Here is an 18,983-nt window from a genome sequence, read left to right as displayed (position 1 = left end):
ATGACCCTTATGCACCCACACATGATCAAATTGCTCAGCCTGTCGGGCCTGACCCTCGGCCTGCTCGCGGCCAGCCAGGGCGTGCGCGCCGATGAAGTGAAGGCGCCAACCTTCACCGCCGAACCGTGCTGCAGCCTGTGCCCGGCCGCGCATGACGCGAAGAACTACACCACGCGCTACCAGCAAAACTTCACCACCCTGGTGCAAGCCCAGGGCGACTGGCTGTTCCGTACCCAGGAAGATTTGCGCACCGAATTCGACACCAGCCCCGCCGGCTACAAACGCATGCAACAGCTGCACGATGCGTTCAAGGCCAAGGGCGTGGAACTGGTGGTGGTGTACCAGCCGACCCGTGGCCTGGTGAACCGCAACAAGCTCAACCCGGAAGAGAAAGCCAAATTCGATTTCGACAAGGCGCTGGGCAACTACAAAACCATGCTCGGCCGCTTCGCCAAGATGGGTTATGTGGTGCCGGACCTGTCGCCGCTCACCAATGAGCAACTGCCGGACGAACTGCCGGCCCACGATTTTTACTTCCGTGGCGACCAACACTGGACCCCTTACGGCGCCCAGCGCACGGCGAAAATCGTCGGTGCCAAGGTCAAGCAGATGCCGGAATTCGCCGACATTCCCAAGCGTGAATTCGAAACCGTGCGCTCCGGGCGCATGGGCAAGACCGGCACCCTGCACAACATGGCCGGGCAACTCTGCGGCACCAGCTACGCGATCCAGTACATGGACCAGTTCACCACCGAGCCCAAGGGCGAAGCGGGCGACGGCGATCTGTTCGGCGATACCGGCAACCCGCAGATCACCCTGGTCGGCACCAGCCACAGCGGCAAGAACTACAACTTCGCCGGCTTCCTCGAACAGGAAATCGGTGCCGACATTCTCAACGTCGCCTTCCCCGGCGGTGGCCTTGAAGGCTCGATGATCCAGTACCTTGGCAGCGATGAATTCCAGAAGAGCCCGCCGAAAATCCTTATCTGGGAATTCTCGCCGCTGTACCGCCTCGACCAGGAGACCATCTACCGCCAGATGATGTCGCTGCTCGACAACGGCTGCGAAGGCAAGACCGCGCAGATGAGCGCGAGCACCACACTGAAACCCGGCAAGAACGAATTGCTGGTCAACAGTTCGAACAAAGACCTGCGTAACGCCAGTCACCAGGTCGATATCCGCTTCGCCGACCCGTCGGTGAAAACCTTGCAAGCCACCCTCTGGTACATGAACGGGCGCCACGAGGACCTCAAAATCGAAAAACCCGAAACATCCGATACAGACGGGCGTTTCGCCTTCGAACTGCGCACCGATGAAGACTGGGCCTCGCAGAACTTGCTGGCCGTAGAAGTGCAGGGCCCCGAAGCGGGCCAGGCCGCGCAGAAGGTTGAAGCGAAAATTTGCACACGCAACGTATTCCCAAGCGGCGGTCAAAAAACCGCCTCACTCGGGCAATGAGGTTACCTATGCAGAAGTTATTGATTCCAACGCTGCTGGGCATGGCGATCTTCGCCGGCTCAGTCAACGCCGCCGCCCCACTGCGTCCGCCCCAGGGCTATTTCGCGCCAGTGGAAGCCTTCAAGACCGGCGACTTCAAGAATGACTGCGACGCCATGCCGGCGCCGTACACCGGTTCGCTGCAATTTCGCAGCAAGTACGAAGGTTCGGACAAGGCCCGTTCGACGCTGAACGTGCAATCCGAAAAAGCCTTTCGCGACAGCACTGCCGACATCACCAAGCTGGAAAAAGACACCAGCAAGCGCGTGATGCAGTTCATGCGCGACGGTCGCCCGGAGCAGCTGGAATGCACGCTCAACTGGCTGACCAGTTGGGCCAAAGCGGATGCGTTGATGTCCAAGGACTTCAACCACACCGGCAAGTCCATGCGCAAATGGGCGCTGGGCAGCATGGCTTCGGCTTATGTGCGCCTGAAGTTCTCCGACTCGCACCCGCTGGCCAATCACCAGCAGGAGTCGCAGTTGATCGAAGCGTGGTTCAACAAACTCGCCGATCAGGTTGTCAGCGACTGGGACAACCTGCCGCTGGAAAAAACCAACAACCACTCCTACTGGGCCGCCTGGTCGGTGATGGCAACGTCCGTCGCCACCAACCGCCGCGACCTGTTTGATTGGGCCGTGAAGGAATACAAGGTCGGCGCCAATCAGGTGGATGACCAGGGCTTCCTGCCCAACGAACTCAAGCGTCAGCAGCGGGCTTTGTCGTACCACAACTACGCCCTGCCGCCGCTGTCGATGATCGCCAGTTTCGCCTTGGTCAACGGTGTGGATCTGCGCCAGGAAAACAACGGTGCACTCAAACGCCTGGGTGACAAGGTGCTGGCCGGGGTGAAAGACCCGGACATCTTCGAGAAGAAGAACGGCAAAGAGCAGGACATGAAGGACCTCAAGGAAGACATGAAATTTGCCTGGCTTGAGCCCTTCTGCACCCTCTACACCTGCGCCCCGGATGTACTCGAGCGCAAGCACGGGATGCAGCCGTTCAAAACCTTCCGGTTGGGCGGAGACCTGACCAAGGTCTACGACCCGACGCATGAGAAGGGCAACAAAGGTTCCTGATGGTTGGGCTCGGTCCAAGTGTGGGAGCTGGCTTGCCTGCGATAGCGGTCTGACATTCAACATTGATGTCGACTGACACAAAGCTATCGCAGGCAAGCCAGCTCCCACAATTAACCAGGTTCCTTCAGTGAAATTGCAATACCGCCTCCCCCGATTTTCGTGGGGGGGTTTGGGGGGGCTGCGGCCCTTGACTGTCTGTTAAACATGGAGAGATCGGGATGGTTTTCTCGTCCAATGTGTTCCTGTTTCTGTTCTTGCCGATCTTTCTCGGCTTGTACTACTTGAGCGGGCAACGCTATCGCAACCTGCTGCTGCTGATTGCCAGCTATGTGTTCTACGCCTGGTGGCGAGTGGACTTCCTGGCGTTGTTCGCCGCCGTCACGCTGTGGAATTACTGGATCGGCCTCAAGGTCGGTGCGGCAGGCGTGCGCACCAAGCCCGCCCAGCGCTGGCTGCTATTGGGCGTGGCCATCGACCTGTGCATCCTCGGCTACTTCAAGTACGCCAACTTCGGCGTCGACAGCATCAACCTGATGATGAAGTCGGCAGGGCTTGAGCCGTTCATCCTGACCCACGTGCTGTTGCCGATCGGGATCTCGTTCTACATTTTCGAGTCCATCAGCTACATCATCGACGTGTACCGTGGCGACACGCCGGCCACCCGCAACCTGATCGACTTTGCGGCGTTCGTGGCGATCTTCCCGCACCTGATTGCCGGCCCGGTGTTGCGCTTTCGCGACCTGGCCGACCAGTTCAACAACCGCACGCACACCCTCGATAAATTCTCCGAGGGCTGCACGCGGTTCATGCAGGGTTTCATCAAGAAGGTGTTCATCGCCGACACCCTCGCGGTGGTGGCCGACCATTGCTTCGCCCTGCAAAACCCGACGACGGGCGATGCCTGGCTCGGTGCGCTGGCTTACACCGCGCAGCTGTACTTTGACTTCTCCGGCTACAGCGACATGGCTATCGGCCTGGGCTTGATGATGGGTTTCCGCTTCATGGAAAACTTCAAACAGCCGTACATCAGCCAGTCGATCACCGAGTTCTGGCGCCGCTGGCACATCAGCCTGTCGACCTGGCTGCGTGACTACCTCTACATCACCCTGGGCGGCAACCGTAAAGGCACGCTGACCACCTACCGCAACCTGTTCCTGACCATGCTGCTCGGTGGTCTGTGGCACGGCGCGAACATCACCTACATCGTGTGGGGCGCCTGGCACGGCATGTGGCTGGCGATTGAAAAAGCCATCGGCCTCAACACCGCGCCGCGCAGTTTCAACGTGCTGCGCTGGGCCTTCACCTTCCTGCTGGTGGTGATGGGCTGGGTGATCTTCCGCTCGGAAAACCTGCACGTTGCCGGCCGGATGTACGGCGCGATGTTCAGCTTTGGCGAGTGGTCGCTGTCGGAACTCAACCGCGCCAACCTCACCGGCCTGCAAGTCGCAACCCTGGTGGTGGCGTACGCAACATTGGCGTTCTTCGGCCTGCGCGATTTCTACACCAACCGCCCTGCCGAAAAAAACAAGCCCGCCGACCCGAGCCTGATCAAGGCCGTGCCGGGCGACAACCCGGGCAGCATCCACCAGCCAGGTTTCACTGTGGGCAAAGACGCCGCCGTGCAACCGGCCTACTGGGCCGCTGATTGGCCACGCTACGCCATGCGCGCTGCAGTGCTGCTGCTGTTCGTGGCGTCGATTCTCAAACTGTCGGCGCAGAGTTTCTCGCCGTTCCTTTACTTCCAATTTTGAGGGAGCCGACCATGACCCGTTCATTACGCGTCCTCTATATCAGCCTGTTCATGCTGGTGCTGCTGGCCCTGGGCGCCTGGTCGATGCGCAGTTTCTTCGGCTTCAGCACCAATGCCGACGCGACCGTGCTTAACGGCCGCTGGACCAAAGCCGTCGAGACCCATTACGACGACGAGTTCCCGATCAAGCGCATCGGCACCAACCTCTGGGCGGCGCTGGACTACAAGCTGTTCAACGAAGGCCGCCCCGGCGTGGTACTGGGCCGCGATCACTGGTTGTACAGCGACGAGGAATTCAACCCCGCCGTCAATGAAGACCAGAACCTGCAAGGCAACTACGCGCTGGTCGAAGGCGTACGCCAGAAGCTCAAGGCCCAAGGCATTCAGCTGGTGATGGCGATTGTGCCGGCCAAGGTGCGCCTGTACCCGGAACACCTGGGCGACGTGAAACCGGCGAGCATCCACGCCAACCTGTATCAGGATTTCCACGCCCGTGTGGCGGCCGACAAGATCATCGCGCCGGACCTGCTCGGCCCGTTGCAACAGGCCAAGCTGGGCGGCAAGCAAGTGTTCCTGCGCACCGACACCCACTGGACGCCGGACGGCGCTGAAGTCGCCGCCAAACAGTTGGCCAAAGTGATTGCCGCCAAGACGCCACTGAGCGGCGAGCCACAGCGCTTTGTCACCGAAGCAGAGAAGACCGAGCCACACAAAGGTGACTTGCGTCTGTTCCTGCCGCTGGACCCGCTGTTCGAAAACCTGATGCCACCGAAAGAGCCACTGGAAAAACGCGTTACGCACCTGGCCGAAAACAAAGGCGACGACGCCCTGTTCACCGACAGCGAAACCCCGGTGGCACTGGTCGGCACCAGCTACAGCGCCAACCCGAACTGGAACTTCGTCGGCGCGCTCAAGCAAGCCTTGCACAGCGACGTCATCAACTACTCCGAAGACGGCCACGGCCCGATCCTGCCGATGCTCAGCTACCTGAAAAGCGATGACTTCAAGAACAGCCCGCCACAGGTGCTGATCTGGGAGTTCCCGGAACGTTATCTGCCCATCAACAACGAAATCGGTGATGCCGACCCGCAGTGGGTTGCGCAGCTTAAACAAGCCGGTTCGCGCCAACAGAATATGGCACTGAACACCCCAGTTAAACACCAAAAATCCGAGACGCCCGACCGGGCGCAAAACTGAAAGAGAGGACACTCACATGACTTTCACTACAACTCCGCGTCGTCTCGCCAAAACCTTGGCCCTCGCCGCTGGCATGAGCATCGTTTCGATGTCGGCCTTCGCCGGTGATGCCGCCTTGTACGGCCCTGTCGCACCGAAAGGTTCAAGCTTTGTGCGTGTGTACAACGCGTCGAACCAGGAAGTGAGCGCCACCGTCGGCGCCACCAACCTGAGCGACGTTGCGCCACTGGCCAGCAGCGACTTCAGCTTCATGCCGGGCGGCGACTACAGCGCCAAGATCGGCAGCCAGACCGTGCCGGTCAAACTCGCTGCCGACCACTATTACACCCTGGTCAACAGCGGCGCCGGCCAGCCACAGCTGATCGAAGAGCCGCCGTTCAAGAACAAGCAGAAATCCCTGGTGCGCGTGCAGAACCTCAGCGACAAGGCCCTGACCTTGAAAACCGCTGATGGCAAGACCGACGTGGTCAAGTCGGTGGCCGCCAAAGGCCGTGGCGAACGTGAAATCAACCCGGTGAAGGTGAGCCTGGCGTTGTATGACGGCGACAAGAAAGTAGGCGACGTGAAGCCGGTTGCCCTGGAGCGTGGTGAAGCGGCGGTGCTGTATGTGACCGGTTCTGGCGCGAGCATTTCGCCAGTCTGGGTCAAGCGCCCGGTGTCGACCCGCTAAACATATTTTCGAATCTGACCCCACTGCCCCTGTAAAAGCAGGGCCCTGTGGGAGCCGGGCTTGCCCGCGATGGCAGCACCTCGGTGTAACTGAAACACCGAGTTGCCCGCATCGCAGGCAAGCCAGCTCCCACACAAGCCCGGCTCACACAAGGATCGAGGCGTCAGTTCGGCCCGAGACAAAAACAAGAGTGAAACGACAAACCTTCGTAGCTCTGACCCAAATTGATTCAAGGAGAAACACATGATCCCAGTAATCCTTTCCGGTGGTAGCGGCTCACGTCTTTGGCCGCTTTCCCGTAAACAGTTCCCGAAACAATTCCTGGCCCTGACCGGCGAGCACACGCTGTTCCAGCAAACCCTGGAGCGCCTGGTGTTTGAAGGCATGGACTCCCCGATCGTGGTCTGCAACAAGGACCACCGCTTTATCGTCAACGAGCAACTGAGCACCCGCAAGCTGGAATGCCAGCGCATCCTGATGGAGCCCTTCGGCCGCAACACCGCGCCTGCCGTGGCGTTGACCGCGATGATGCTGGTCAATGAAGGCCGTGACGAGCTGATGCTGGTGCTGCCCGCCGACCACGTGATCGACGACCAGAAAGCCCTGCAACGCGCCCTGGCCCTGGCCACCGTGGCCGCCGAGCGTGGCGAGATGGTGCTGTTCGGCGTACCGGCGACCCGCCCGGAAACCGGCTATGGCTACATCAAGTCCACCGCCGATTCGCTGCTGCCCGAAGGCGTCAGCCGCGTGCAGCAGTTCGTGGAAAAACCCGATGAAAAACGCGCCGTCGAGTTCGTCAAAAGCGGCGGTTATTTCTGGAACAGCGGCATGTTCCTGTTCCGCGCCAGCCGCTTCCTCGAAGAGCTGAAAAAACACGATCCGGACATCTACGACACCTGCGTACTGACCCTGGAACGCAGCGAGCAAGATGCCGACACCGTGACCTTCGACGAAGCCACGTTCGCCTGCTGCCCGGACAATTCCATTGACTACGCCGTGATGGAAAAAACCCAACGCGCCTGCGTGGTGCCGCTGAGTGCCGGTTGGAGCGACGTGGGTTGCTGGGCGTCGCTGTGGGCGGTCAACGATAAAGACGCGCACGGCAACGTGAGCAAAGGCGACGTGGTGATCCAGGACAGCCGCAATTGCATGATCCACGGCAACGGCAAACTGGTGTCGGTGATCGGCCTGGACAACATCGTGGTGGTGGAAACCAAAGACGCGATGATGATTGCCCACAAGGACAAGGTCCAGGGCGTCAAGCAGATGGTCTCGACCCTCAACGACCAGGGCCGCAGCGAAACCCAGAACCACTGCGAAGTCTATCGCCCGTGGGGCTCCTACGACTCGGTGGACATGGGCGGGCGCTTCCAGGTCAAGCACATCTCGGTCAAACCGGGCGCGTGCCTGTCGCTGCAAATGCACCACCACCGCGCCGAACACTGGATCGTGGTGAGCGGCACGGCTGAAGTCACCTGTGACGAAAACGTGTTCCTGCTCTGCGAGAACCAGTCCACCTACATCCCGATCGCCTCGGTGCACCGCCTGCGCAACCCGGGCAAGATCCCGCTGGAGATCATCGAAGTGCAATCGGGCAGCTATCTGGGCGAAGACGATATCGAGCGGTTCGAAGATATCTACGGTCGCTCGACGCCGGTTGAGCGTGGCGTGTCGGTGAAAACTATCGCGCAGTAACACGGTCGTAAAAGAAACCCTCACCCAGCCCATTGCGTCCCCTATCCGCAGTGGGTTGGGTGGGGGTTTTTTCTTGGGTTTTACACCACTGCCGTAAAAGGCGTCTCGCCGTGCGAAATGATGCGCGAGGTCAGGTCGGAACCCGGGGCTGTCCTGTAACTCAAGGGAATGGAAAACGGTGTTTCCACGTAAAAAATATGTGGATTTTCCGTACTCTTCACCATGTTCAGCCCCGTGGTGTTGATCTCGTAGTAATGGGTCATCTTATCCAGCGCATTGCCATGTTTACGCCGCCCAAAAATAGTCTCGGAGATTTTTGTGGTTGGCATGTCCTCAGGAGCCAGATCAGTAAAGTAGTGCCGTCCTTTGCCGCGCGGTAATGCTTCTCCGGTCAGTTTTGAACTGGAGGGTTCAAGGTAGCGGCTGGCCGTTATTGCAGCGTGCGGCTTTTCCCCGGTGTAGTGGTAAAACCGATTGGTACCTTTGACAGGCGGATCCAGCAGCGCTTTTTCGCCGGGGAAGCTTTCAGGCAGCCTGGTTTTTTTGGCGACAGGTTCGCCGCCTGACACCCCACTCGCAGCGCTTTGCCCGGCAGATCGCTTGCTCGCTGGGGGCCTGATCATGCTTATTCCCGTAGCGGCTGACTGTTGCGCTTGCGGCCTGATTCCTCCGGGCAACTGATTCAATCGCCATTCGCCAGTGCCCGTGGGCGCCAGGAATGCCACCGTTTTCTGATTCGAAGGGTCAATGACCCGAACATGCCCTCCGTTGACTTTGTACACACGGCTGATCTCAAACACTCTGTTAATACCGGTGCCATCGCTGTAGCGGACGTAGTGCTGCTCACCGACTTGATAGGTGCCGTCGCCTTTTACCGTACGGCCCTCCAGCAGGCTGTCAGGCAGCGAGTGAGGGCTCAAGTCCGGCAACTGACGACCCGCGGCGAGACTGTCGCCGCTGTTGATAATGCCCGATATTTTGCCTGACCCGGCAAACGTGAAATTCTGCCCCTGGAGTATTTCCTTAAGCTCCCTGTAACTGCGCTGCAACACCGTCTTGGCAGTTTTCGCCCCGCCAACGACAACGTCCCCCACGCCATCGACGGGGTTCAGGCCACTGGCTACTGCTCGCAAAATACTGTCCGAGGCCTTGAACGCTCGCGTGCCGAGTTTCTCACTCGCCTTGCCTAATACTTTGCCGGCCTGACCCAGCCCCTTACTGAACGGTACGAAAAAACCAAAAATATCCAGCGCGAAGTCCCTGATCGCCTCGCCGGTACTTCCTTTGACGGCATGCTCGATTGCCGTCTTGAATGGAATCAGTCCGGTGACAAAATCATGCCCGGCCTTGATGCCGGCCTCCTCCCTTTCCACCTCCGTCACCCCTCGAGCCTGCGACTTCATGCCTTCACGATCGTGCAGCAGATGGTCGGCCATCACGTTGCCAATCGTGTCGAAGCGCAGGTTTGTATGAACCGACGCACTGGCGACCTGACCTGCTTTGACCTCCGGCAGATACGGCCCCTTGACTCGCTCGGTCAGCAGCCCGCCAGAGAATTTCTCCAACTGCGCAGGGGTGCCACCTCGATAAGCCTCGTAGTCGACCCAAACACTCACCCCTTTGGCTTGACGCTCCGTGTAGGTTTCAGCACCGGCGACTCTGGGAGCCGGGTTCGGCAGGTACCGGGGCAGGTCGTCGCGACGGCGGATGATGCCCTGGAGGGGAAAAACTTCGTAATAGACATAACGCAGATTTTTGTAGTCCTGGCTGCTGCCTTTCTTGTCGATCCTGGACTCCACTCGCATCAGGAGCCCAAAACGCGCTTTGGCCTCCTGCGCCTCAGCCGCAGATTCTGTGCCTTCAGCTTGAGCGAGACTGGCTTTGCGCAACGAAAAAAACTCGACCTTGCCCGACGCGATGGTCTGTCTGTCTTCCAGGGGTAACGTCGACAACTGATGCTTGACGCTCGTCGCCACCCCCTCCTTCACACCCTTGAAGTAGCTATCGAACTGGCTGCTGAACAATTGATTGATATCGGCCAATTGTTTGACACGCAGGAAGCGGTTGCCTAACCGAAAGTCATACCGTTCCCCCGGAAGAATACGGTCCATTTTCCCGGCCATATAGATATCCAGTAATGAGTGGTACTCGCTCTCGCTGGCATCAATGTTGGCAATGCGGATAGTGCGCACATCAAACGGGTCGTCGGAACCATAGGCCGCCTTTAACTGTTCAATCGCAATGGCTTTACGGTTTGGCAGGTTTGCGCTCAACTGTTGCTCGGCTTTTTTCAACGCAGCCAGTTCTGCATTGAACGCATCGCGTAACCCTGCCACCTCGTCTGCCCTGTAGGCTTCGTGGTCCTTACGGGTGACTCTGCCCTGGGCCACTCCCCACTCAATCAAGGCGTGAGATTGAGCCTTGGCCTCAATGCCCGCCTCAACCTCCGAGACAGGGCTATGGCTGGCCAACTTCATGAACGCTTGAAAGTCAGTGACCGAGGCTACACCCGGCCGCAAAATCTCTTGCGTCTCCACGACCGTCGACAGCCTGGCAAACGCCGCAGACCCCACCACGAGATTATTGGGTATATCGGCAACAATAAATTCAGATGCTGCGCCCGCCAGTAGCAAACGTGCAGCGGCCGGTGCCATTTGCGCGTTGACCTTCCCCTGCTGTATCAGGTGCTGGCTCAGGCGCTCTACCACGACTGAAGGGCTGACACCCCAGTTGGCCGGTTGATAAAGCGAGTAGCCCGCCACGACGCCACGCTTGCTGCCTGCCTGCGGATCAAGTTCGAGCACCATCGCCGCCATGATCCAATCAGAAACCTGGCTGGACATCGGTGTGTCATCAGTATTGAACGCCGCCTCCAACTGTTGGCCCAGCATTCGAAGCTCAGGGCTCGCAACCATCTTTTCGAGGGTTTCGCCGGCATTTTTTCCCAGGACCGAAGCGCCGTACTTCCGATGAAAAACAGCGAACGTGCCGTTACCGGGCGGCACCTTGGCCATCTCCTCTTTCGTCATGGTGCGTAGTTTCGTGCGTTGTTCAGTGTCCAGCGTCATTGACTGAGACAGCAGCCCCCAGTGATTTCCAAGTTCTGCCTGCTCAGGTATTGGCTCGTGACTCACGTCGATGAGGTTCACCAGTTGCTCAGGGTCTGCAGGGACGTACAGTTTGTTTTCCCGTAGAAACCAGGCCACCGACACTTGCTCGCCCGGCGCAAAATCGTAGGCACGGCCAAATGCGGATAACGGCTCAATGGAAAACTTCATTGTTTCAAGAACCGCGGCCACGTCCTGCCCAGGGGTTTTGGTCAGGGACGCTCGGACCTCCTCCAAAGCGAGTACCAAGCGTTGCGTGTTAAGGACATTTGCAGCCTCCGTCAGCATGAGCGGATTGGTTAAGGGCACATCGCTGCCAGCAGGATTCTCACCCGTTGACTTCACCCCACTTGTAAGGGATGAGCTTCCCCATTCGATACTGCGCCGCAACCGTGGGCCTGACCGTATGCCTTTCGCAGAGGAGGTCTCAGGTTCGCTGGCAGGCAAGGGCTCCGGCGTTGACGCGACTGGCGTCGCAGGAACAAAAGACGGTTGCTGGTGAACCGTACTGATAGGGCTAACAATCATAAGGGCTCTCTCATACTGGATGACTGAGCACCACCACGCATTCACGCGGAAATACTCCTGTACCCCTGAGTGTCAGCGCAGGCAAATAAAGCCAAAAAGACTCATTAACGGATATTTCCAGTCGCAGCGGCGCTCCCCTATTGTTGTCAGGCCCACTTGATAGCTGCTGTCTTGAGCAATGGGCCAGGTTTTGCAGTGGCTATGAGAGCTTGCTCGCGAAGGCGTCCGAAAGCACAACCGCCAGCATTGACCCCTGCCCCCATCCTGCCTATCCTCGCGCCTGTCACGACTCATTCGTGATGAGGTTTGACGGCCTCGGACACTCATAGGACCAAGCACAGCGTTATGGCGACTGTGCGTGGGGCGCTTTCGAGCGCGCCGGGTTCCTATGACCGGTCCGTCAACCTGCGTACAGTTGCCACCCATTCGTTTGACGGCGAAGCGTGGCAACTCCCATTTTCATAGGAGTTTCACCATGTCCAAACAAACCACCCGCCCCACCCCCTTCGGCCCCAGCGAGCGCAGTGAAGCACCGCTTTTTTCCGTACAACCCGGCATCCCCATCGAACATGCGCTGGAACATGCCAGTTATGTGCTGGGCACCGCCCGCGTGCTCACCCTGGCGGCTCAAGACCTGTGTACTGAACACCAGAGCTACCTGAATTGGGCCAGCCTGCAATTGGCTGAAACCGGGTTGGCCTTGGTTGAGGCCTCCATTGATGGTTTGCAGGCAGACTCTTCTGCTCAGTAAGTAAGTCATCGCAGGCAAGCCAGCTCCCACAGGTTGACTGTATTTCAAGGTAAAACCCGGTCTACTGTGGGAGCTGGCTTGCCTGCGATGGCGTCCCAAAGAACACCTGATAGTCAACCTGCCCGCCCCACAGTAGGATGGCTTATCCATTCCTGAGGCAGCCCCCATGTTCTTCGGCGTTCTCCTGATCATCACCTGGCTGATCCTCCTTCTGCGCTACCCCGCCAAAGCCTTGCCGGTGTCCCTCGCCGCCGCCGTGGGCCTGGGTTTCGTCGCCGTCTGGGTCGTCTGGCTGGACAACCGCGAAGCCTCGCAACTGGCGCGCCTGGAGCTACGTATCAGCTACGCCCCTGAGGAATGCCCCGCCGACCGCCCTTTGAAACTGATCCTCAACAACGGCAACGACGTGCCCCTCACCGAACTGCGCTGGCGCCTCGCCGCCTACGCCCCGGGCGACACCGTCAACCTGGCCGACAACGTCTACGCCGCCCCGCGCTATCGCGGCCCCGGCGAGTTGCAGGCCGGCGCCACCTGGGACGACTGCTTGCCCACCCCGCCTTTGCGCCCCGGCTACCGCGCGCAAACCCTGGAATTTCGCGCCGAGCACCTGCAAGGCAGCTTCTCGGACTGACACAGGATTGACCCATGCCCAACGTGCTTATCACCGGTTGCTCCAGCGGCATCGGCCGCGCCCTCGCCGACGCCTTCAAATCCGCAGGTTATGACGTGTGGGCCAGCGCCCGCCGCCCCGAAGACGTCGCCGACTTGTCCGCCGCTGGCTTCAACGCCGTGCAACTCGACGTCAACGACAGCGCCGCCTTGCAGCATCTCGCCGAGCAATGGGGCGAGCTGGATGTATTGATCAACAATGCCGGTTACGGCGGCATGGGTCCGCTGCTCGATGGCGGCACCGAAGCCATGCAGCGCCAGTTCGAAACCAATGTGTTTTCTGTCGTCGGCGTGACGAAAGCGCTGTTTCCCGCACTGCGTCGTGGCAAGGGGTTGGTGGTGAATATCGGCAGCGTGTCCGGGGTGTTGGTCACTCCGTTTGCCGGCGCGTACTGCGCGTCCAAAGCCGCCGTGCACGCGTTGAGCGATGCATTGCGCATGGAGCTGGCGCCGTTTGGCATCCGGGTGATGGAAGTGCAGCCCGGCGCCATCGACACCCACTTCGCCAAAAACGCCGGTGCCCAGGCTGAACTGTTGATTAACGAGAAATCGCCCTGGTGGCCGCTGCGCGAAGGCATTCGTGCACGCTCCCAGGCTTCGCAAAACAACCCGACTTCAGCCGAGCAGTTTGCGGCTCAGGTGCTTAAGGCGGTTCAACAATCAAACCCTCCTCGACTGCTGCGCGCGGGCAATGGCTGTCGGGCGTTGCCGTTGATGGCAGCGTTGTTGCCCAAGGCGTTGCTGGAGAAGGTGTTGAAGAAACGATTCGAATTGGATGGAGTGCTTTAAATGATCGACTACAGCGACTTTTTCGAAGAAGTGACCCAGACCCACGTCGAGATCGAGCAATGGTTTGCCGGGGTTGCGCCTGAAGGCACCTTGCAGAATTTGCTCGCACGGTTCTCACCGGAGTTCAGCATGGTTGCACCCGCCACAGGAACGCGGGTGAATGCAGCCGGGGTGAAGGCCTTGTTCACGCGCCTGGGCGGTATGCGGCCGGGGTTGAAGATTACCTTGAGTGAAATGACTGGAATTGACCGGCATGCGCGCGGCGCGACGGTGACTTACCGCGAGCATCAGGTGGATGACAGCGGCACGCAGACGGATCGCCGGGCCACGGTGGTGTTCGAGAAACAAGCCAGTGGCGCGTTGCTGTGGCGGCATCTGCACGAAACCTTCATCAAGGCCTGACGCGATCAAAAAATGTGGGAGCTGGCTTGCCTGCGATCGCGGTGGGTCAGCTGCACAAACTTCAACTGACAGTCCGCTATCGCAGGCAAGCCAGCTCCCACACTTTAGTGTTTGTGTTTGGCTCAATGGGCCAGTTCCTACGAAATATGGCGAACTACCTGACATCAACTGAAGGCACTAATCCTCAGGCTCTTTCACCTCTGTTTACTCACAGGTGGAAGGATGCCGAGCGATTTCCTGCGAAGCGGTGTGCCGGATGCGCACACCACAACTCGCCAGCGACTGACCAGCCGGCTGGACCTGCCCAGGCTTTATAGAACCATCGATGCCGACCCGGCTATCGTCGGGGCCGGCGTGGTGCATATCGGCACCGACTATCGTGTGACGGTGTTACGCGAATTTGTACCGTTATGCAGTATCAAACCCAAGCGGGTGATTTTGCGGGAGATGGCTGTGGTGGTGATGACCGCCGATGACTACGCGCAGCTGGCGGCAAGTTCACCGCGAGAGTCTCAGTTGTGGAAGGAGGCGTCGGGCATGGCGCTGGCGTGCAGTGGGGCCGCGATTGGAATCGTCGTGGCCAAGGTAGGGATCGCGACGGCTCCCCTAAGTGCAGGTTCCACTCTTGCCGTCACTTACATTGCTTATACAGCCGCGGCCGCAAGCGGTGTGCAATGTGCCAACGGCCTGTGGCGAACCTACAAAGAACTTACCAACCCGGCAGAGAACGATTATTACGACAGCCTGAGCTGGTATCAGGCAATGACTTCAGCCTTGGACGGTATTTCGCTGGTGGGCGCGGGCAGCACAACGTTTGTCACCGTAAAAACCGTCATGACCATCAAAAGCACCACCGGTCGCAGCGTCACTGACATTTTAAGACGCATGAGCCGACAGGAACGCGCAAAGCTGACACATGAAGTTCTGCGCCTGCAAAACCCCCGCCATGCTCGCGAAATGATCCGGTTGAAGCAATTGGCCGGAACGCTCCCAAAACGATTCAGTAATACCCAATTACGTCAGGACATTCTCATTCAGTTAGCCGATCAAGTGGGGGCAGTTATTGCGATAACTGGCAGTAGCCTGTCTGGGAATATCAACCAAATCGTCATCGCCTTATATGAGGAGTTTGACAACCATGAGCAGTAAAAACGAACCCCCTCGGGCACCTCAAACATTGCGTCGTTACACCCAACGTTTTGCTTTTACAGTGGGGACCGCAGTGTCCATGAGCCTGGTCAGTATTTCAGGCAACCTTTCACATAGCCTGTCCTATTACTCCCGAATAAATTATCTCCCCAACGAATACGCGGTAGCGGCGAGCCTGACGTTGCTGCTGATAATTTGCGCTGGTTTGACCCTGGTAGCGGCAGGTTTACGCGCAGGCCCTGCTCTACTTGTCGGCGCCGCCGCCCTGAACGCTTTGCTGGCGGCAGACTACTTGGGCAACCACCGCGTTACTATGTTCGCGCTATTTCCGTTGTTTCAATCGCTGTTCTGCCTACTGTTGCTCAATACAAAAAACCATCGCCGCTTTGTCGGTATGTTGCGCGTCAGACGCCGGCGCAAAATGAGGGCCAAAGCACTCGCGTATTAGTCAGACTCAATCAACCTGCAACTCTCGAACAATCACCGTGCAGGTGATGCCCGCCGCCAGCAGCACGCCCTCCGGCACTTCATCAATATGAATCCTTACCGGCACACGCTGGGCCAACCGCACCCAGTTGAACGTGGGGTTCACATCGGCAATGAGCTCACGGCTCTCGGGGTTGTCGCGGTCGTAGATGCCGCGCGAGATGCTTTCCACGTGGCCCTTCAAGGTCTCGCCGCTCATCAGTTGCATATCGGCCTTATCGCCGACCTTCACATGGGGCAGCTTGGTTTCTTCGAAGAAGCCATACACCCAGAACGAATTCATATCGACCACGGCCATTTTGGCCTCGCCGATGCGCGCGTAGTCACCGCGATGCACATTCAGGTTGGTGACATAACCATCGACCGCCGCCACCACCTGCGTGCGTTTCAAATTCAGCTCAGCCGCTTCCAGCTGCGCCAGCGCATGTTGGTAATCCGCCAGGGCCGAGTCGGCGATGTTGCTGGCGTCGTCACGGTTTTCCTTGGAGATCACCAGCGCATCCAGGTCGGCGCGGCGATGGGCGTTGACCTTGCGCATCTCCCACGTGGCTTTGCGAGAGGCGACCAGTGACTGCGCCTGCTTGACCGCAATGCGGTAGTGCTCGGGATCGATCTGCATCAGCAAGTCGCCCTTTTTCACCAACTGGTTGTCACGCACCGGCACGTCGACCACTTCGCCGGTGACGTCGGCGGCGACGTTGATGATGTCGGCGCGCACGCGGCCGTCGCGGGTCCAGGGGGTCTCCATGTAGTGCACCCACAACGTGCGGCCAATCCAGATCGCCAAGGCCAGTACCAGCAAGGTCGCGAGCAGGCTGAAAAACTTTTTCATCGGGGCATTCTCAACGGTAGACGGTCAGCGCCAGGGCGCCGAACAGGCAAACGAACAGGCTCAGGCGCAGCAACGCCGGGTGCCAGAAAAAACGGTACAGGTCGAACCCGGCCAGGAAGCGGTCCAGCGCCCAGGCCAGGGCGGCCGCGATGAAAAACATCAGGGTCATGGTCGGCATGTAGAGGCCGTGGAAGGCGATTTCACGGGGCATTCGGAGATCCTTTGAAGGCCGCCAGCGGCGATTGCGGGTCCAGCAGCGAGGTGCGGATAAAGTGCAGGTAGCTTTTCACCCGGCGCAGCGCTGACGTGTCGAAGTGCGGGGCGAAAGGTTCGTCGGTGGCCTGCACGCGGCTGATCGCGTGGTCGACGGCAATCAGGCCGCGCTCCAGATTGCTGGCGCTGGGTTGCAGGAACAGCCGCACCAGCGAGCGGCCCATTACGCGGATCGCCTGGCGCCATGGCTGGGATTCGGCATACGCCGGGTGCACCGGCAGAATCGCCTGTTCCTTGCGCAACTCGATGATCGCGTGGCCGACTTCCAGCACCACGAACATCCAGCGCAGCAGGTCGCGCTGCACCTTCGGCTGGCCGACGGCGAGGCCATAGGCTTGGTGCAGCAAATCACGGGTGCGGCTTTCAAAACTCGACGCCAGCCCCTTGAGTTTGCCGCTGATGGCGTACACCACTTGCTCGCGCAGGTCCTGCTCCAGACGCCGCCACAGCCAGCGGCTATTGGGCGGCAAGATGATCGCCCCCGCCGCCGCGCACACCAGCATGCCGATAACCATGGCGATGTAGTCGTTGATGAAGGTGTAGGGGTTGTAGACCGTGAGGTTGTCCGGCACCGAGCCGGTGCTGAAGAAGATCAACAGGCCCACGCCGACGCCGGCGTATTGCGGACGTGAGGCGAGGAAAGAGCCGAAGATGATCACGGGCGCGAGCATCACGCACAGCAGTGGGAAGCCGTCGATCAAGGGGAACACAAAGAACATTTCGACAAAGCCCACCAGTGCACCGATCAGGGTGCCGCAGGCCATCTGGAACGCCATGCGTTTCGGGTTCGGCGTGGCGGCAGACAGGCCCACGGTGGCGGCGGCGATCAGGGTCATGGTTGCGCCGCTGGGCCAGGCTGTAGCGACCCAATAACTGCCGAGCACAACAAGAATGAACGACGCACGAATACCCGAAGCCGCACAGGCCAGCCAGTTGGTTTTGGGAATGAAGGTTTCGTCCCACTGCTCGCGTGCGTGGCGGTGGTCGGCCAACGATGCATGGGTCTGCGCGTAGTTGTGCAGGTCGTCGACGAAGCGGTAAAGCAGCTCGTAGGCGGTGTGGAAATCCAGCTGCTCGGCTTCGCTCGGTTCACACTCCTGGAAGCTCGCGCGCAGGCTGCGTACCTTGGCGGGCAGGCCGTCCTTGTAGGCGCTCAACTGCGCAACCAGTTTTGCCGCATCGGGGCTGGTTAAGGCGCGACCGGAGAAACCATCGAGCACTTCGGCCAGGTCCTGCAGGCCGGGTTTGATCGCGGCGACGACGTGGTTGGCCTCATCCGCACGCAGGCGTTCGAGCAGTTGATGCAAGGCGTTGAAACGCGTGGTAATGCTCATGAATTCGCTGTTGAGGCGGCTGAGCCGGCCATTGCGCCGACGCATGTGCGGGTCTTCAAACACCGTGACGCTGCGCAGCCCTTCCAGGCCCACGGCTTCGGCGATAAAGCGCACGTTGCTGGCCTCGAAAGCTTCACGCCCGCTGCGACCGCGCAGGCCGTCGGTGACGAACAGCGCGAACACGCCAAAGCGCTGATACAAGGCGTTGCGCATGGCGGCGCTGGAGGTTTGCGGCAGGATCGCGGCGCTCACCAGTGTGGAGCAGAGAATCCCCAGGGAGATTTCCAGCACGCGCCACACCGCCGCCATAAACGCGCCGTCCGGATGCGCCAGCGCCGGTAAACCGACCATCGCCGCCGTGTAGCCCGCCAGCACAAAACCATAGGCGCGAAAGTTGCGATTACGCGTGGCGCCAGCGGTACAAATGCCGACCCAGATCGCCAGCGCGCCAAGGAACAACTCGGTGTTCTGCGCAAACAAGGCGATCAGAAAGACCATCACCGCCGAGCCGGCCAGGGTGCCAAGGAAGCGGTAAAAACTTTTGGCGAACACTTGGCCACTCTGGGGCTGCATCACGATAAACACAGTGATCATCGCCGTGCGCGGTTGCGGCAACTCCAGGCGCATGGCCAGCCACAGCGTGAGGAACGCGGCGATCAGCACCTTGAAGATATACACCCAGGTCACGCCGTCGCTGCGTGCCCAGTCGAAAAAACCACGGCGCCACTCCAGGGAGTGCAACAGGCGCAGCGGTGCAGGCAAGGGGGTCATCGAA

At 59.5% G+C, this 18,983-nt stretch carries 16 protein-coding genes; 12 read left to right on the top strand and 4 right to left on the bottom strand.

What is annotated here, in order from left to right:
* Window positions 1-9: 9 nt before the first annotated feature.
* From BFW87_RS16560 to BFW87_RS16535, 6 genes are all read left to right on the top strand, one after another.
* Window positions 10-1,458 (top strand): alginate O-acetyltransferase, encoded by a 1,449-nt coding sequence (locus BFW87_RS16560; RefSeq protein WP_078740840.1) that lies wholly within the window; start codon window positions 10-12, stop codon window positions 1,456-1,458.
* A gap of 8 nt (window positions 1,459-1,466) precedes the next feature.
* The gene (locus BFW87_RS16555) at window positions 1,467-2,576 is read left to right on the top strand and encodes a mannuronate-specific alginate lyase (protein ID WP_139372446.1); all 1,110 of its coding nucleotides are present in this window, start codon (window positions 1,467-1,469) and stop codon (window positions 2,574-2,576) included.
* A 218-nt stretch (window positions 2,577-2,794) separates the two neighbouring features.
* A complete protein-coding gene (locus BFW87_RS16550) occupies window positions 2,795-4,327 on the top strand; it encodes an MBOAT family O-acyltransferase (RefSeq protein WP_078740829.1) in 1,533 nt (510 codons plus the stop codon).
* Window positions 4,328-4,338: 11 nt separating this feature from the next.
* Window positions 4,339-5,523, top strand: coding sequence for an alginate O-acetyltransferase (locus BFW87_RS16545; RefSeq protein WP_078740828.1), 1,185 nt, complete (start codon window positions 4,339-4,341; stop codon window positions 5,521-5,523).
* Window positions 5,524-5,539: 16 nt separating this feature from the next.
* Window positions 5,540-6,193, top strand: coding sequence for an alginate O-acetyltransferase AlgF (locus BFW87_RS16540; RefSeq protein WP_078740827.1), 654 nt, complete (start codon window positions 5,540-5,542; stop codon window positions 6,191-6,193).
* 243 nt (window positions 6,194-6,436) lie between these two features.
* Window positions 6,437-7,888: a mannose-1-phosphate guanylyltransferase/mannose-6-phosphate isomerase gene (locus BFW87_RS16535; RefSeq protein WP_078740826.1), complete on the top strand. Its 1,452-nt coding sequence runs from the start codon at window positions 6,437-6,439 to the stop codon at window positions 7,886-7,888.
* 80 nt (window positions 7,889-7,968) lie between these two features.
* Here the strand turns inward: BFW87_RS16535 and BFW87_RS16530 are convergent, their stop codons facing one another.
* The gene (locus tag BFW87_RS16530; protein WP_254865900.1) at window positions 7,969-11,166 is read right to left on the bottom strand and encodes an HYD1 signature containing ADP-ribosyltransferase family protein; all 3,198 of its coding nucleotides are present in this window, start codon (window positions 11,164-11,166) and stop codon (window positions 7,969-7,971) included.
* 832 nt (window positions 11,167-11,998) lie between these two features.
* On the opposite strand from BFW87_RS16530, the gene BFW87_RS16525 reads away from it, so the two are divergent.
* The 6 genes from BFW87_RS16525 to BFW87_RS16500 all read left to right on the top strand — a co-directional run bounded on the left by BFW87_RS16525 (window position 11,999) and on the right by BFW87_RS16500 (window position 15,731).
* The gene (locus BFW87_RS16525) at window positions 11,999-12,274 is read left to right on the top strand and encodes a DUF3077 domain-containing protein (protein ID WP_078740825.1); all 276 of its coding nucleotides are present in this window, start codon (window positions 11,999-12,001) and stop codon (window positions 12,272-12,274) included.
* Window positions 12,275-12,440: 166 nt separating this feature from the next.
* A complete protein-coding gene (locus BFW87_RS16520; protein WP_078740824.1) occupies window positions 12,441-12,905 on the top strand; it encodes a multidrug transporter in 465 nt (154 codons plus the stop codon).
* Between the two features lie 14 nt (window positions 12,906-12,919).
* On the top strand, window positions 12,920-13,732 hold the full coding sequence (locus BFW87_RS16515) for an SDR family oxidoreductase (protein WP_078740823.1): 813 nt from the start codon (window positions 12,920-12,922) through the stop codon (window positions 13,730-13,732).
* On the top strand, window positions 13,733-14,134 hold the full coding sequence (locus tag BFW87_RS16510) for a DUF4440 domain-containing protein (protein WP_078740822.1): 402 nt from the start codon (window positions 13,733-13,735) through the stop codon (window positions 14,132-14,134). It abuts the gene before it with no gap.
* A gap of 222 nt (window positions 14,135-14,356) precedes the next feature.
* Window positions 14,357-15,283, top strand: a complete 927-nt coding sequence (locus BFW87_RS16505) for an NAD synthetase (protein WP_078740821.1) — start codon at window positions 14,357-14,359, stop codon at window positions 15,281-15,283.
* Window positions 15,273-15,731, top strand: a complete 459-nt coding sequence (locus BFW87_RS16500; protein ID WP_254865899.1) for a hypothetical protein — start codon at window positions 15,273-15,275, stop codon at window positions 15,729-15,731. The genes BFW87_RS16505 and BFW87_RS16500 overlap by 11 nt, the downstream gene beginning before the upstream one ends.
* Before the next feature lie 6 nt (window positions 15,732-15,737).
* Here BFW87_RS16500 and BFW87_RS16495 read toward each other — a convergent pair whose 3' ends face one another.
* The 3 genes from BFW87_RS16495 to BFW87_RS16485 are packed head-to-tail and all read right to left on the bottom strand — an operon-like array spanning window position 15,738 to window position 18,979.
* On the bottom strand, window positions 15,738-16,601 hold the full coding sequence (locus tag BFW87_RS16495; RefSeq protein ID WP_078740820.1) for an efflux RND transporter periplasmic adaptor subunit: 864 nt from the start codon (window positions 16,599-16,601) through the stop codon (window positions 15,738-15,740).
* Between the two features lie 10 nt (window positions 16,602-16,611).
* On the bottom strand, window positions 16,612-16,812 hold the full coding sequence (locus BFW87_RS16490) for a DUF1656 domain-containing protein (protein ID WP_078740819.1): 201 nt from the start codon (window positions 16,810-16,812) through the stop codon (window positions 16,612-16,614).
* Complete coding sequence (locus BFW87_RS16485) at window positions 16,802-18,979, bottom strand: FUSC family protein (protein ID WP_078740818.1); 2,178 nt, start codon at window positions 18,977-18,979, stop codon at window positions 16,802-16,804. Before BFW87_RS16485 ends, BFW87_RS16490 begins: the two co-directional genes overlap by 11 nt.
* Between the last annotated feature and the right edge of the window lie 4 nt (window positions 18,980-18,983).

Origin of the sequence: Pseudomonas fluorescens (genome assembly GCF_002022275.1) — a bacterium.
GTDB lineage: Bacteria > Pseudomonadota > Gammaproteobacteria > Pseudomonadales > Pseudomonadaceae > Aquipseudomonas > Aquipseudomonas fluorescens_AJ.
Note: the sequence above shows the minus strand (reverse complement) of the source record. Positions and strands in the feature narration are given on the sequence as shown.

Bases quoted from the DNA above. Each gene is read 5' to 3' on its own strand.
- BFW87_RS16560 (WP_078740840.1), top strand. From the start codon at position 10: ATGCACCCACACATGATCAAATTGCTCAGCCTGTCGGGCCTGACCCTC.
- BFW87_RS16555 (WP_139372446.1), top strand. From the start codon at position 1,467: ATGCAGAAGTTATTGATTCCAACGCTGCTGGGCATGGCGATCTTCGCC.
- BFW87_RS16550 (WP_078740829.1), top strand. From the start codon at position 2,795: ATGGTTTTCTCGTCCAATGTGTTCCTGTTTCTGTTCTTGCCGATCTTT.
- BFW87_RS16545 (WP_078740828.1), top strand. From the start codon at position 4,339: ATGACCCGTTCATTACGCGTCCTCTATATCAGCCTGTTCATGCTGGTG.
- BFW87_RS16540 (WP_078740827.1), top strand. From the start codon at position 5,540: ATGACTTTCACTACAACTCCGCGTCGTCTCGCCAAAACCTTGGCCCTC.
- BFW87_RS16535 (WP_078740826.1), top strand. From the start codon at position 6,437: ATGATCCCAGTAATCCTTTCCGGTGGTAGCGGCTCACGTCTTTGGCCG.
- BFW87_RS16530 (WP_254865900.1), bottom strand. From the start codon at position 11,166: ATGAAGTTTTCCATTGAGCCGTTATCCGCATTTGGCCGTGCCTACGAT.
- BFW87_RS16525 (WP_078740825.1), top strand. From the start codon at position 11,999: ATGTCCAAACAAACCACCCGCCCCACCCCCTTCGGCCCCAGCGAGCGC.
- BFW87_RS16520 (WP_078740824.1), top strand. From the start codon at position 12,441: ATGTTCTTCGGCGTTCTCCTGATCATCACCTGGCTGATCCTCCTTCTG.
- BFW87_RS16515 (WP_078740823.1), top strand. From the start codon at position 12,920: ATGCCCAACGTGCTTATCACCGGTTGCTCCAGCGGCATCGGCCGCGCC.
- BFW87_RS16510 (WP_078740822.1), top strand. From the start codon at position 13,733: ATGATCGACTACAGCGACTTTTTCGAAGAAGTGACCCAGACCCACGTC.
- BFW87_RS16505 (WP_078740821.1), top strand. From the start codon at position 14,357: ATGCCGAGCGATTTCCTGCGAAGCGGTGTGCCGGATGCGCACACCACA.
- BFW87_RS16500 (WP_254865899.1), top strand. From the start codon at position 15,273: ATGAGCAGTAAAAACGAACCCCCTCGGGCACCTCAAACATTGCGTCGT.
- BFW87_RS16495 (WP_078740820.1), bottom strand. From the start codon at position 16,601: ATGAAAAAGTTTTTCAGCCTGCTCGCGACCTTGCTGGTACTGGCCTTG.
- BFW87_RS16490 (WP_078740819.1), bottom strand. From the start codon at position 16,812: ATGCCCCGTGAAATCGCCTTCCACGGCCTCTACATGCCGACCATGACC.
- BFW87_RS16485 (WP_078740818.1), bottom strand. From the start codon at position 18,979: ATGACCCCCTTGCCTGCACCGCTGCGCCTGTTGCACTCCCTGGAGTGG.